This is a genomic window from Frigoribacterium sp. Leaf164, from assembly GCF_001423665.1.
Taxonomy (GTDB): Bacteria; Actinomycetota; Actinomycetes; order Actinomycetales; family Microbacteriaceae; genus Frigoribacterium; species Frigoribacterium endophyticum.
Map to the genome: position 1 here is coordinate 266,661 of NZ_LMOX01000001.1, position 13,096 is coordinate 279,756.

The window sequence follows — 13,096 nt, forward strand, 5'->3', positions numbered from 1 at the left end:
AAGCTCGCGCCCATGGTGACCGTCGTGATCCCGTGGCGTCCGCAGCCCAGTCGTGTGCCGGCCTTCGAGACCGTCGTCGCCTGGTGGCGGCGTGCCCTGCCCGACGCCGAGATCGTCCCCGTCGACACCGACGACGAGCTCTTCAACCTCGCGCGCTGCCGCAACGTCGGCGTCTCCCGCGTGGCCGCCGACGAGGTCGCCGTCATCGCCGACGCCGACACCCTGCCCCAGCTCGAGCCCCTGCTCGCCGCGGTCGCCGCGGCCCGCACCTCCGGCCGCGTGCACCTGCCCTACACGGCGTACCACTGGCTCGGGGCGACGGGCAGCGCCCAGTTCGCCGCCGGCACCCCGCTCGAGGAGTGCGACCACGAGCTCGTCCGCGGCGCCTGCTCCGGCGTCTACGTGACGACCCCCGCCACCTGGCGCAGCCACGGCGGGCAGGACGAGCGCTTCCGCGGCTGGGGCTTCGAGGACGCCGCCTGGTACCTCGCGCACGAGACCCTGCTCGGCGAGGCCCCCGTGCGCCACGAGGGCACCGTCTTCGCGCTGCACCATCAGGCGGAGTCGCGCGAGGGCCCCCAGTACGACGCCAACGCCGCGCTGATGCAGGCCTACCGCGAGGCCGCCGTCGACGAGGCCACGATGCGCGCCTTCCTGCAGGTCCCCGCCGTCTGAGCCGCGCCCGGCGCCCACCCCGCAGCGCACCGCGTCCAGCGCCCATCCCGCCGCGCTCAGCCCGCAGCACTCAGCCCGCGGCGCCCAGCCCCAGGGCTCAGCGCAGACGGCCCGCCGCCGCGGCGTCCACCGCCGCGAGGGCACGGAGCCGGCCCGGCTCCCGCCGCAGCGACCCCGAGAGCGCGACCAGCGCCTCCCGGGGGCCCTCCGGCAGGTCGAGCACGTGCGCGACCGCGCTCGCGAGCTCGTCGACCGACGCCGTGTTGGGCGGCAGCACGACGCCCACGCCGGTGCGCTCGAGCGCCGCGGCGCCCGCGAACTGGTCGGTCGAGAACGGCAGCACCACGAGGGGCACCCCGTGCGTCATCGACTCCGTGACGCTGTTGTTGCCCCCGTGCGTCACGCCCGCGGCAGCCCGCGAGAGCAGCCGCACCTGGGGCAGGAACCCCCGCACCAGCCACGACGCGGGCAGCTCGCCGAGGTCGGCGGGCACCGCGGAGCCCGTCGCGATCGCGGCCCGCACCCCGAGCCCGTCGAGCGCCGCGGCGACGCGGGCGAGCACGTCCGACCGCACCGACAGGAAGCTGCCGAAGCTCACGTAGACGAACGGCTCGTCGCTCGAGGCCAGCCACTCCTCCACCTCGGGGTCGAGCGGCTCCTCACGCACCGCGGAGCCCAGGTGGGCGTGCGGCGGCAGCAGCGGCGTGCGCTCGGGGTCGGCGAGCTCCGCCGGGTAGTTGTAGAGCAGCAGGTCGCCGTGCTCCGAGAACGCCGACGCCGAGGGGGCCGCGGCGGGGTCGAGCTCGGCCAGGGCGGTGTTCCACTCCCGGGTGAAGGAGGCGCTCACCCGGTCGCAGAGGGAGCGCAGGTCGGCCAGCGCGGCCGGGTCGAGCCCCGCCTCCCAGCCCGCGGGCCACTCCGGCGGCAGGCCGTAGACCTCGTCGCCGAAGGGCAGCGCTGAGGGGTGCCCGAGCACCACGTCGGTGTGCGGCACGTGCCCGGCGACGAGCGCCAGCCGGGCGCTGAAGGCCAGGTGGTCGACCATGACGGCGTCGGGCTGCACCTCCGCGACGACCGCCTGCACCGCGCGGGCGGTCTCGACGGGCTGCCACATGAGGTCGGTGAGCCGCTCGCGCGCCTGGTAGGCGAGGGTCTCGACGCCGCCGCGACGGGTCGCGTCGAAGAAGCCGCGCAGCGAGTCGTCCTCGCCCGCAGGCTGCTCCTCGGCGCGGATCACACCGGGGTTCGAGCCGCGCGCCAGCTGCAGGTGCGCCCGCTCGAACCCGAACGACGCCACGATCCCTGCCGTCGCCTCGCCGGTCGCGACGACGACGCGCTCGCCGCGGTCGCGCCAGGCCGTCGCGAGCGTCGCCAGCGGCAGCAGGTGCGACGCGTAGTCGGGCGAGATCACCAGGAGCGTCATCGGAGCCACGCCGTGTCGAGGGCCGCGACCTCGTCGAGGTGCACGCCGCCGTAGACCGACGCCAGGGCCGACGCCATCGCCTGGATCGTGAAGCTGTGCTCCACGGTGGCTCGCGACCGCGCCGCCCTCTGGTCGTCGGGCTCGCCCGCCGCCAGCCCGACCGCGCGGGCCATCGCGGCGGAGAGCGCGTCGACGTCCCAGGTGCTGGTCAGCACGCCGGTGACGTCGCGCTCGACGTAGGTCGACGGGCCGCCGCCGTCGGGGGCGACGACGAACAGGCCCGAGCCCATCGCCTCGAGCAGGGCGATGCCGAACTCCTCCTTGAGGCTGCCGCAGACGTAGACGCCGCGCGGGGCGGCGAGGCCGGGCACGCCGAAGCGGGCGGCGGCGACCCAGCGGGCGACGGTGTCGTTGGGGTGGTGCCCCGGCAGCAGCAGGCCGGAGGCGCGGTGCGTCTCCCGAGGGAGGGTCGCGTGGATGAGCTCGAGCTGCTCCCGCTCGTCCGGTGACGGGTTCGTCAGGTCACCGCCCACGAGCAGCAGGTTCGCCCGGTCGCGGAGCGGGCCGCGGGCCCAGGCGTCGACGATCGTCGCCATGCCCTTGACGCGGTGGAAGCGCCCCACGCTGACGACGAGCGGCAGGTCACGGCGCTCGGCGGGCAGCGTCTCGAGCAGCTCGCGCAGCTCCGCCAGGGGCGGGGTCGCCGGCTGTCCGGCGGCGTGGGCGGCGGCCTCGGCGACCGCCCGGTCGACCACCGCGAGGTCGATGCCCTCGGGCACGATCGTGTGGCGCTCGGGGTGCGACGTGATGTCGATGCCGACGAGGTCGCGCAGGTCGGCGGCGAGCTCGGGGCGGGGGAAGAGCACGGTGTGCGACGCGTTCGAGGCGAGCTGCTGCACGAGCCTCGCGCGGAACCAGAAGTGCTCCTTGACGTCGACGTCGCCGAAGTTCTCGCGGGTGAGGCCGCCCGCGAGATCCATCGACTGGATGACCGCGTGCGGGTCGGGCGCGACCGTGAAGACCACGGGCACGTCGAGCTCACGCGCCACGTCGGCGGCGGCGAGGCTGCCGACGTCGGCCATGCGCAGGTGCAGCACGTCGACGCCGCCGCTGGCGCGCAGCACGCGGCGGATGCCGCGGCGGGCCGCGACCCGCAGCGGCCAGGCGGCGGCGGAGGGCACCGGTCCGCTCAGCAGCGGCACCCGCCCGTAGACGTGGCCGCGGTCGTAGCCGGCGAGGTCGCTGACGCTCTCGAGCGCCCCGGCGGACGAGCCCCTCGAGAGGGTGACCACCCGGCTGACGGTGAGCGGCGGGCCGTCGTGCACCGCGCCTCCCGCCGACGTGGGCAGCCGCGAGGCCGTCGAGGAGTCGCGGGTCGAGACCGCCTCCGGCCGCACGTCGACCGGGTGCTCGGCCGTGTCGGCCACGAGCGCGTCGCCGAGCCGCACCAGCAGGGTCGCGATGCCCCCGTTGTCGCCGCTGCCCGCCGCGGTGAGGTCGGCGTCGATGTCGGCGTGCAGGAAGAGCTGGGCGACGGTGAGGCCGCGCTCGGCGGCGTCGTCGGCGCCGGCGGCGGAGCCGGGGCCCGCGGCCAGGTCGACGAGGGCGAGCCGGGCGACGTCGGCGAGGTAGCCCTCGCCGTCGGCCCAGCGCTCGAGCGCGACGGCCACTCCGGGGGCGCCGCGGCGCTGGCCGAGGGCCGAGACGGCGGCGACGCGCACGTGCTCGCACTCGCCCTCGTCGCCGGCGACGGTGAGCAGCGGGCGCGTCGCGATCCGGTCGCGCACGAGGCCGAGCGTCTCGACCAGCCGGTAGCGCGCCTCCGCGTCCCGGACGCCGATCAGGCTGCCCTCGACCGACACGGCCACGAGGTCGGGGGCGGCGTCGGACCACTGCTCGAGGGTGCGCTGCGCGAGCATGCCGACGAAGCCGCCCTCGACGACGAGCGCCAGCAGGCGGCCGACGGTCTCGGGGCGGGGGAGGCGCGACGACAGCGCCCAGGCGGCGTGCTCGCGGAGGAAGGCGCGCTCGCTCGAGAGCACGGCGCTGAGCGCGAGGTCGGCCTGCTCGTCGTGCACCTGCGCGAGCGCGTGCGTGGCGGCGATGGCGACGAGCTGGTCGCTGCTGCCGAGGGCGCCGGTGAGCAGGCGGATGGTGCGCGTCCCGCCCGTGCGCGCCGCCTCGAAGGCGAGGTCGTCGGCGAGGCGCATGGACTCGACGAGGCCGGTCGCCTGGTGGACGGCGTCGAGCGAAGTCTGGATGCCCACGGGAGCCCCTCTCGCGGCCGGGGGTCGTCCGGCTCGCCGGCTCCGGGTGCGGGGCCGATCCGACGATAGCGGGGAGCGGGCGGTGCGTGGCCTGGGAACGCCGTGCGGGGCGGCCCGCCCCACCTGGTGTCCCGGTGCCCGGCACGGCAGACTCGGGCGGTGACCCGCACCCCCGACCGTGCCCCGACCAGCGCCCCGACGCCGACCGAGACCCGGGCCGGGATCGTCCGGGACCGCCTCGTCGCCGAGGTCGAGCACGCGGGCTTCCGCGCGCACGGGCTGCACGTGCTCGTCGGCGACGACGTCGCCGAGCACCGCTGGTCGCCCGACGTCCGGCGCGAGGTGCACTCGGTCGCCAAGGCCGTCTGCGCGCTCGCGGCGGGGATCGCCGCCGACGAGGGCCGGCTCTCGCTCGACGAGCCCGTCGCGGCGTGGCTGCCCGGCGCCGAGCTCGGCGAGGGCGTCGACCGTGTCACGCTCCGCCACCTGCTCTCGATGACGAGCGGCGTCGACCTCCCGTGGTCGCCCACCCTGATGACCGACTGGCCCGACCTCGCGCTCGAGTTCGTCGGCCGACCGTCGCGGGGCCGCGTGTTCCAGTACTCGAACGCGAGCACGTACACCGCGATGCGGGTGCTGGCGACCCGGGTGGGCGACGTCGTCGACTTCCTCCGCCCGCGACTCCTCGGCCCCCTCGGCCTCGACGACGTGGCCTGGCAGCGCTGCCCGCTCGGCTTCGTCACCGCCGGCGACGGGCTCGCGCTCCGCACGGAGGAGGTGGCGCGGCTGGGCCGGCTGCTCCGCGACGGCGGGGCCTGGCGGGGGAGGCGCGTCGTGTCGGAGCAGACCGCCGCGGCCGTGCACTCGGGCTGGGTCGCGGCGGGCACGAGCCCGGGCTACGAGCGCTACGGCCTCGGCGCGTGGAGCGGCCCTGGCTCGGCCTGGCGCCTGCACGGCGCGCTCGGCCAGCTCGTGCTCGTCGTCGACGACGCGGTCGTCACGATCACCGCCGACGACCACGAGCGGGCCGACGCCGTCGCGGCCGCGGTCGTGCGCGAGCTCGAGGGGCTGCGGGAGGGGCCGTCCGCGGCGGAGCGCTAGGCCTCGACCGCGGGCACCGCGGCGACCGCGAGCTCGCCGTCGGCCCCGCGGATCTCCACCGACCGGACGTGGTCGCGCGTCACCGCCGCGTTGAGCTGGCAGTCGATCTCGACCTCCGTGCCGAGGAAGGCGCCCGAGGGGTGCTCCCCGCCCTCGTCGTCGATCACGACGACCGAGAACGCCGTGCCCACGGGCAGGCCCGTCACGGTCAGCAGCGTCTCGGTGCCCCAGGTGTGCGCGACGAGGTCGCCCTCGACCCTCACGCCGGTCGGCGCCCCCGCGAAGTCGATCGGCTCGACGGCCCCGAGCGTGCCGGCCGGCCCCTCGGGCGTCGAGTCGCGCGGGGCGGCCACGAGCGCGCCGACGCCCGCTCCCAGCGCGAGGCAGGCGGCGGCGCCGAGCACGGTGAGCAGCGGTCGGCGCCGCGGCCGCAGCGGCGTCACCGGGGCCGCGGGCGCCGTGGGCGCGGGTGCGGGGGCGTGGCCGGGTGCCCGGGGGGCCCAGGGTGCCGGAGGCTCGGTGCCGGCGACCGCGGCCGGCCCCGTCGTCGAGGCGGTCGCTCCGGGCGCCTCCGCCCCCGCGACTCCCTCGACCCGGCGGCGCAGCTCCGCGCTCGGCTCGACGTCCTGCCACGATCCGAGGCCGGCGAGGGCGCCGGGCAGCCCGCCCAGCTCGGCGAGCTCGCGGTCGATCGTGGGGTCGGCCGCCCGCAGCCGCGCGAACTCGTCGGCCTCGGCCGGGCTCAGGTCGTCACCGAGGGCCGCGGCGACGAGCTCGGCCCGTCGGTCGTCGTCGCGCCGGTCGTCGGAGCCGGGGGTCCCGGGCATCGGTTCAGGCATCGGTCTGGTCCCCTTTGTCGAGGTGCGAGCGGAGCGCGCGGAGCGCGTAGAAGACACGGGTGCGGAGCGTGGCGACCGGCACGCCGGTGGCGGCCGAGAACTCCTGGTAGCTGAGGCCGGTCAGGTGCACGGCGACCACCGCCTCCCGGTGCTCCGCGCTGAGGCGGGCGAGCCCCTCGACGATGCCGAGCCGGTCGAGCGGGTCCGCCCCGGTCTCGGCCGGCACGTCGAGCTGGTCGTCGTGCTCGACGAGCGCCGGCCGGCGGGCCCGGGCACGGAGGGCGTCGAGCACGACGCGTCGCTGGATGGTGAAGAGCCAGGTGCGCTCGCTGCCGAGGGCCGGGTCGAAGGAGTCGCGCGACCGCCAGGCGCGGAGGAACGTCTCCTGCACGCAGTCCTCCGCCGCGCTGCGGTCGCGGAGCGCGTTGACCGCGAAGCCGAGCAGGGCCGAGCCGTGCTCGGCGAACGCCGACGGCACGTCGAAGGTCGGCAGGTCGACGGGGTGCACGTCGACGCCGGGCTCGGGCGTGCTCATCGGGCTCCACTCGGGTGCGGGTGCGGGTGCGGGACGCGTCAGCGCGAGCGTCATCGGGTGCCTCCCACTGTAGGGGCGCGCCGGTCGTCGCCCTCGAGGGGGATACGACGGCCCGGGCGGCTCCGTTCACCGGCCCCCAGGACGGTTCCGAGAATTCTCGGGACTCGGGTGAACGCGGCCCCGCCCTCCGGCGTACCTCCCTGCAGAAGCGCGCCCGACCGGGCGGCTCCCGTCGAGAGGCAGACGAATGTCGAAGAAGCGATCCATCCGCATCCTGACCATCGGAGGAGCCGCCGCGGCCGCCTTCACCCTGCTCGCCGCCGCGCCCGCGTCGGCGGAGACCGAGGTGCAGGCCCCGTCCACGTTCACCAGCGCGTTCACCGTCATGGCGACGCCCGACCAGGTCATCTCGACCGCGGGCGCCCCGGCGCCGGGCGAGGCCGGCGCGACGGGCACGTTCGACTTCCGCATCAACAGCGACCAGGAGATCATCTGCTACGACATCACCCTCACGGGCGTGACGGGCGACTACATGAGCCCGGCGAAGACGGCGACGCACCTCCACCAGGCCGCGGTCGGCAAGTCGGGCCCGCCCCGCATCGCCTTCCCGAACCCCGTCGACCAGGGCGACGGCACCCGCACCAGCAGCGGCTGCCTGCAGGGCCCCTTCACCACCGGCGTCATGAACGACGCGGGGGCCGACACCGGCACCGGCTTCACGCTGGCCCAGATCGAGGCCGACCCGGCGTCGTTCACCGGTGACTCGCACACCGCCGCGTTCACCTCGGGCGTCGTCCGCGGCCAGCTGACGCAGGTGCCCGTCGGCGGCGTCGACACCGGCTTCGGAGGCGCGGCGCAGGCCGGCACCGGCTCCGGCCTCGCGCTCGGCGCGGGTGCACTCGGGCTGGTCGGCGTCCTCGGCACGGCGGCGTGGATCGCCGTCCGCCGCCGTCACGCCCAGGAAGGCTGACCCGCGTGCGACGGCCGCTGCCGGCGCTCGCCGCGGCGGTCGTCGTGCTGGGCGTGCTGACCGGGTGCTCGGGCACGGGGGCCGGGGTCGCCGCTGACGCGACCGGTGCCGGGGCCCGCACCGCGACTCCGTCGGCTCCCGCCCCGGCGCCCGACCCCGCCTCGTCACCGAGTGCGGCGACGGCGACGCCTCCGCCGGCCGAGGCGGAGGCCGTGGCCGTGCCGGCCGTCGGCGTCGCGCCGGCGCGCGTCGACGTCGCCGCGATCGGGCTCTCCGAGCCGCTGATCGACCTGGGGCTCGATGCCTCTGGCGCGATGGAGGTGCCCGTCGACGCCGACGACGTGGGCTGGTTCACCGGGGGAGGGCGGCCCGGCGGGCGTGGTCCGACCGTCGTGGCCGGCCACGTCGACTCGGCCTCGGGGCCCGCCGTGTTCGCGCGGCTCGACGAGCTCGTCGTCGGCGACGAGGTCGTGCTGACCGACGTCGACGGCGGCGTCGCGCGCTACGTCGTCTCGGAGGTGGTGGACGTGCCGAAGGCCGAGTTCCCCACCGCCCGGGTGTTCGGGGCGCAGCTGACCGACGAGCTGCGGCTCATCACCTGCGGCGGGGTCTTCGACCGCGGATCGGGCCACTACGACCAGAACCGCGTCGTCTTCGCCGACCGCGTGGGGTAGCCGACCGCGCGGGGTAGCCGACCGCGCGGGGTAGCCGGCCGCGCAGCGCCCGGGGCCCGTGCGGCGGGCCACCTGCGGTGCACTACCGTCGAGGAGGCGCGGGCCCGGTCCGCGCCTCCTTCCCCTTGTCCCTGGACGGCCCGCGGGCCCGGAGGTCAGCGTGCGCACACTCGCCATCGGAGACGTCGGCGTCGTCGACGACATGATCCACATCGGCGACGAGGCCATGACCGAGGAGCTCGTCGTCCAGCTGCGCCGGCGCCGCGTCGACGCCGTCACGCTGCTCTCGAGCGCGCCCGACGAGACCGCCGCGCGCTACGACGTGGACGCCGTCCGGCCGATCGGCTTCGCCCCCGGCCCGCTCGGCGGCCGCGACGGCCAGGTCGAGCGCCTCGAGCGCGTGCTCGCCGCGGCCGGGGGCAGCCGCACCGCGCTGCCCCACGACGACCCGGCGCTCGCCGTGATCGAGGCCGTCCGTGAGGCCGACGCGGTCGCCGTCGCCGGCGGCGGCAACATGGCCTCCCGCTGGTCGCTGCACGTCTTCGAGCGCGCCGCCCTCGGCGCCGTCGCCCGCGTGGTCGGGCGCCCGCTGGTCGTCACGGGCCAGACGATCGGGCCCGACCTCGTCGCCGACGACGAGCGGCTCGTGTCGGGGCTGCTCCGTGACGCGCGCCTCTTCGGGGTGCGCGAGAGCGCCTCGCACACGCTGATGCGGCGCGTCGCCGACGACACCGCGCCCGACCTCGCGCGCAAGGTGGTGCAGAACGTCGACGACGCGAGCTTCCTCGGGGCCGACGCCGCGCCTCCCGTGGTCACCGGCCTCGACGCGGGCGCCTCGGCCGGGCCCGGGTCGCTGCTCGTCGGAGCCGGCTCCTTCCCGTACTGCGCGGTCAGCCTCTCGACGCACGTCGGCGACGCCGACCGGCGTCAGGTCGTCTCCGCCCTCGCGCGACTGCTCGACCGGGTCGCCGACGAGACCGGGCTCGAGATCGCGTTCCTCGCGCACTGGGCCTCGCTGAACGAGGGCGAGGAGCGCGGCGACTCCGTGCTGCACCGCCGGGTCATCGACGCGATGACCACCTCGCGGGTGCGGATCGAGCCGACCACCGACTCCGTGGCCGCCGCACGGTTCGCGCGGGGCGCCTCCCTGCACCTGACGAGCCGCTACCACCCGGCCGTGTTCGCGGTCGCCGGCGGGGTGCCGACGGTCGGCATCTCGGTCGACGAGTACACGCGCGTGAAGCTCACGGGGGCGCTCGGCGCCTTCGGCCAGACGAGCGTCGCCTCGGTCGAGGCGCTGGTGCTCGGCTCGGCGGCGCGGCTCGCGCTGGCGACCTGGGACGACGCCGCGCAGGTGCGGGCCCGGTGGGAGTCGCGGGTCGGCTCGGTGCGCACCGCCTCCGCCGGCTGGTGGGACCGCGTCGCGGAGGAGCTCGGAGCGTAGGTCGCGCCGCGCGCTCGCGTCGCCCGGTCGACGAACCCCGTCTTCGCACCGGAACCCTGCCGCGGCGGGGTTCGGATGCGAGGACGGGGTTCGTCATCAGGGTCTGCCGCCCTCCCGGCCGACGCGCAGCCTCTTTCTGGCACCGCGTGTCACAATGCTCGGGACCGGCACCGAGGCCGGTCCCGACGAAAGAGGCAGCCATGGCCGACCTGACCACCACCCCCGACCGTTTCCGCGGCAAGACCGTCATCGTCACCGGGGCGGGCAGCGGCATCGGCCGTGCGTCCGCCCTCCGCTTCGCGCGGGAGGGTGCCCGGGTCGTGGCCGCCGACGTCGTGGCCGAGCGCCTCGACGCGCTCGTGGCCGAGAACGCCGAGCTCGACCTCGTGCCCGTGACCGGCGACATCACGACGGAGGAGGGCGTGCAGGCGGTCGTCGCCGCCGCCGAGGGACGGGTCGACGCGCTGGCGAACGTGGCCGGCATCATGGACGGCTTCCTGCCCGCCGCCGAGGTCGACGACCGCACGTGGGAGCTCGTCTTCGCGATCAACGTGACGGCCGTCGTGCGCCTCACGCGGGCCGTGCTGCCCCTCATGATCGAGGCCGGCTCGGGTGCGATCGTCAACGTCGCGTCGGAGGCGGCGCTCCGCGGCTCGGCGGCCGGCGTGGCCTACACGGCGTCGAAGCACGCCGTCGCGGGCATCACGAAGAACACGGCCGTCGTCTACGCGAAGCACGGCATCCGCACCAACGCCGTCGCGCCCGGGGCCACCATCACCAACATCGAGGCCCCGATGAAGTCCCAGGTCGCCGCGGCGGCCCTCGGGCCGATCATGCAGACGACCGTGCCGACGCCCGTCGAGGCCGACGTGCTCGCCGCGTCGATCACCTGGCTCGCGAGCAACGACGCCACGAACGTCAACGGGGTCGTGCTGCCCTCCGACGGCGGCTGGTCGGCGATCTGACCGGTCTGGCCGCCGCGGGCTCGGCGGCGGCCCGAAGTGGGGGTGCCGGGGAGGATGCAGGCGCATACAGTGGCCGCAGCGCCGGGGGGAGCATTGCTGTACTCCTCGCCCCCACGCCCAGACCGGACGGCCCCCGTGACCCTCACCTCAGAACTCCTGCTCCGGCAGGACCCGAGCGAGGACGACCTCGTCCTCGCGACGGCGCAGGGTGACCAGAGGGCTTTCGCCCAGCTCTACGACATGACGTCGTCACGGGTGCTGGGGCTCGTGCGGCGCATCCTCGTCGACCCGGCGCAGTCGGAGGAGGTCGCGCAGGAGGTGTTCCTCTCCGCCTGGCAGGAGGCGGCGCAGTTCGACCCCGCGAAGGGCAGGGCGGTGTCGTGGCTGCTCGTCCGTGCTCGTCGTCGTGCGATCGACCGGGTCCGCTCGGCGCAGGCGAGCCGGGTGCGTGACATGACCGTCGGCATCCGCGACCTCGACGACGTCCGCGACGACGTCGCCGAGACGGCTGCCGTGCACATCGAGCACGCGCGGGTGAGCCGGGCGATGAAGGGCCTCACCGCCGCCCAGAGGCAGGCGCTCGAGCTCACCTACTTCGGCGGCCTGAGCCACTCCGAGGCGGCCGGCGAGGCGGGGGTGCCGCTCGGGACGATGAAGACGCGCACGCGCGAGGCCCTGATCGCGCTGCGGAAGCTCCTCGGCCCGGACGCCGTCGCGCGCGGCTGAGTGCCGGGGTCCCTGTTTCCAGGCCACCAGTAGTCGTCTTCCGCCGATGCCGAACGAGGACTGCCCCGGGGCGGCTGTTGCCGTTTCAGTGAGCGGTCGTTCATCGGGACACTCTTCGCGTCGGCGTTTGGCCGGCTGGGGCCACGTGGGGCCTGGCCTGCGGATTCGCGTATGCCTGTCCCGCAAAAATGCCCGGTGACGGGGGTCTAAACGCTACAGGCGTCGGATGCTCATCGGATACGCCCGCGTCTCGACCTCGGGACAAGATCTCGCAGCACAACGTGACGGTCTTGCAGCGCTGGGCGTTGACGATCAACACGTGCATGTTGACCATGGTCTTTCGGGCACGACTCGAGCACGGCCGGGGCTCCGTGAAGCGCTGGCTGCGTGCCGTGCCGGCGACGTCCTCGTCGTCACGAAACTCAACCGTCTCGCCCGGTCGCTGCGTGACGCGACCGACATCGCGGACGAGCTGACGAAGAAGGGCGTGGCCCCGAATCTCGGGGGAGCGGTCTACGACCCCACCGATCCAGTCGGCCGGCTGCTGTTCAACGTCCTCGGCATGGTGGCCGAGTTCGAGGCAGACCTCATCCGAGCCCGGACCCGAGAGGGCATGGCCATCGCCAAGGCCGCCGGCAAGCTCCGCGGTCGCAAGCCCAAGCTCACCGCCTCGCAGGAGAAGCACCTCGTGCAGCTGCACCGCACCGGTGCACACACGACCAGCGAGATTGCAGAGCTTTTCGGTGTCGCACGCTCGACCGTCTACCGAGCGATTCAGCGCGGTGAACAGGCATAGTGATGCTCTAGTGACCGCGGAGATGGGGAACATGGAAGCTAGTTCGAGGGCCGCCGGTAGTCGCGGCCCTGGGTCGGCGGTGAGGTTCTTCATGCTCAGCGGAATAGCTGCTGGCGGGGTGCTGGGTGTGTTCCTGTGCGTAGGGATCGAGCTGGGCTCCATCGTGCTCTCCTACGGAGGAATCGATTTCAGTGAGGGAGAAATGGCAACCCTCGTCTGGCTGCTCTTTGTTGTGGACCTCGGCTTCCGAGGGTTTGTCTTCGGTCTGATGATTGGCCCTGTTGCTGCCGTGGCCGCGCTTCTTGTCCGCCAGAGACTTCGGAACGCCGGGCGCTCGGCTCGTGCAATAGGTATTGGCGTCGTGAGCGGTTTGACCTCGGGAGCCCTGGCCTGGGCTCTTGCGCACGCGGTAGCCAGGTTCATGACGACCGCTGACGAGATGACCTACGGCGTGGGTGCGGCCGTCGTCGGCGGGATCGTGGCCGCGGCCACGGAGTACCTTTTTGTCTCGTCGGCCCGAGACGAAAACGGTCCTGTCCGATAGCCGATCCCTGACGGGGAACCCGGGCGAACCCAGGAACCCCGCCATTCACAGCGGGGTCTGGGCTGCCCTCGCAACGTAGCCGTATGTCGGCCGAGCACCTAGTGCCCGGTGAAGGATCGCCTATCGAGAGAGTCTGC

13 protein-coding genes are annotated in these 13,096 nt (G+C 75.0%); 9 read left to right on the forward strand and 4 right to left on the reverse strand.

All coding sequences use genetic code 11. The features are described 5' to 3' along the window. The coding region (locus ASF82_RS01180; protein WP_369814240.1) for a hypothetical protein at positions 1 to 675 on the forward strand (675 nt) is incomplete at its 5' end. A 97-nt stretch (positions 676 to 772) separates the two neighbouring features. Here ASF82_RS01180 and ASF82_RS01185 read toward each other — a convergent pair. Continuing rightward, positions 773 to 2,098: a glycosyltransferase gene (locus ASF82_RS01185; RefSeq protein ID WP_056052325.1), complete on the reverse strand. Its 1,326-nt coding sequence runs from the start codon at positions 2,096 to 2,098 to the stop codon at positions 773 to 775. Then, positions 2,095 to 4,365, reverse strand: a complete 2,271-nt coding sequence (locus ASF82_RS01190) for a glycosyltransferase (protein ID WP_056052330.1) — start codon at positions 4,363 to 4,365, stop codon at positions 2,095 to 2,097. The genes ASF82_RS01185 and ASF82_RS01190 overlap by 4 nt, the downstream gene beginning before the upstream one ends. A 159-nt stretch (positions 4,366 to 4,524) precedes the next feature. Between ASF82_RS01190 and ASF82_RS01195 the strand changes: the two genes are divergently transcribed. Continuing rightward, positions 4,525 to 5,466 (forward strand): serine hydrolase, encoded by a 942-nt coding sequence (locus ASF82_RS01195; RefSeq protein WP_082514191.1) that lies wholly within the window; start codon positions 4,525 to 4,527, stop codon positions 5,464 to 5,466. Here ASF82_RS01195 and ASF82_RS01200 read toward each other — a convergent pair. Together ASF82_RS01200 and ASF82_RS01205 are read right to left on the reverse strand one after the other, a co-directional pair. Then, the gene (locus tag ASF82_RS01200; RefSeq protein WP_056052333.1) at positions 5,463 to 6,293 is read right to left on the reverse strand and encodes a hypothetical protein; all 831 of its coding nucleotides are present in this window, start codon (positions 6,291 to 6,293) and stop codon (positions 5,463 to 5,465) included. The genes ASF82_RS01195 and ASF82_RS01200 overlap by 4 nt on opposite strands. Positions 6,294 to 6,297: 4 nt before the next feature. Next, positions 6,298 to 6,840, reverse strand: a complete 543-nt coding sequence (locus ASF82_RS01205; RefSeq protein ID WP_235491124.1) for a sigma-70 family RNA polymerase sigma factor — start codon at positions 6,838 to 6,840, stop codon at positions 6,298 to 6,300. 247 nt (positions 6,841 to 7,087) lie between these two features. Here ASF82_RS01205 and ASF82_RS01210 point away from each other — a divergent pair, with 247 nt between their 5' ends. The 7 genes from ASF82_RS01210 to ASF82_RS01240 all read left to right on the forward strand — a co-directional run bounded on the left by ASF82_RS01210 (position 7,088) and on the right by ASF82_RS01240 (position 12,959). Next, complete coding sequence (locus ASF82_RS01210; protein ID WP_056052338.1) at positions 7,088 to 7,810, forward strand: CHRD domain-containing protein; 723 nt, start codon at positions 7,088 to 7,090, stop codon at positions 7,808 to 7,810. A gap of 5 nt (positions 7,811 to 7,815) precedes the next feature. Further along, positions 7,816 to 8,484 (forward strand): class F sortase, encoded by a 669-nt coding sequence (locus ASF82_RS01215; protein ID WP_082514193.1) that lies wholly within the window; start codon positions 7,816 to 7,818, stop codon positions 8,482 to 8,484. A 160-nt stretch (positions 8,485 to 8,644) separates the two neighbouring features. Continuing rightward, positions 8,645 to 9,928 carry a polysaccharide pyruvyl transferase family protein gene (locus ASF82_RS01220; RefSeq protein WP_056052341.1) on the forward strand — a complete coding sequence of 428 codons (1,284 nt, stop codon included), beginning with the start codon at positions 8,645 to 8,647 and terminating at the stop codon, positions 9,926 to 9,928. 200 nt (positions 9,929 to 10,128) lie between these two features. Next, the gene (locus ASF82_RS01225; protein WP_056052344.1) at positions 10,129 to 10,893 is read left to right on the forward strand and encodes an SDR family NAD(P)-dependent oxidoreductase; all 765 of its coding nucleotides are present in this window, start codon (positions 10,129 to 10,131) and stop codon (positions 10,891 to 10,893) included. A gap of 135 nt (positions 10,894 to 11,028) precedes the next feature. After that, positions 11,029 to 11,619 carry a sigma-70 family RNA polymerase sigma factor gene (locus ASF82_RS01230; protein ID WP_235491125.1) on the forward strand — a complete coding sequence of 197 codons (591 nt, stop codon included), beginning with the start codon at positions 11,029 to 11,031 and terminating at the stop codon, positions 11,617 to 11,619. Between the two features lie 226 nt (positions 11,620 to 11,845). Beyond that, a complete protein-coding gene (locus ASF82_RS01235) occupies positions 11,846 to 12,415 on the forward strand; it encodes a recombinase family protein (protein ID WP_056052347.1) in 570 nt (189 codons plus the stop codon). 79 nt (positions 12,416 to 12,494) lie between these two features. Next, complete coding sequence (locus ASF82_RS01240) at positions 12,495 to 12,959, forward strand: hypothetical protein (protein ID WP_056052350.1); 465 nt, start codon at positions 12,495 to 12,497, stop codon at positions 12,957 to 12,959. The last annotated feature ends 137 nt before the right edge of the window (positions 12,960 to 13,096 follow it).

What these genes read in the sequence shown, in the direction of transcription:
- ASF82_RS01205 (WP_235491124.1), bottom strand. Translation starts at nt 6,840, where the DNA reads ATGAGCACGCCCGAGCCCGGCGTCGACGTGCACCCCGTCGACCTGCCG.
- ASF82_RS01235 (WP_056052347.1), top strand. Translation starts at nt 11,846, where the DNA reads ATGCTCATCGGATACGCCCGCGTCTCGACCTCGGGACAAGATCTCGCA.
- ASF82_RS01225 (WP_056052344.1), top strand. Translation starts at nt 10,129, where the DNA reads ATGGCCGACCTGACCACCACCCCCGACCGTTTCCGCGGCAAGACCGTC.
- ASF82_RS01210 (WP_056052338.1), top strand. Translation starts at nt 7,088, where the DNA reads ATGTCGAAGAAGCGATCCATCCGCATCCTGACCATCGGAGGAGCCGCC.
- ASF82_RS01185 (WP_056052325.1), bottom strand. Translation starts at nt 2,098, where the DNA reads ATGACGCTCCTGGTGATCTCGCCCGACTACGCGTCGCACCTGCTGCCG.
- ASF82_RS01200 (WP_056052333.1), bottom strand. Translation starts at nt 6,293, where the DNA reads ATGCCCGGGACCCCCGGCTCCGACGACCGGCGCGACGACGACCGACGG.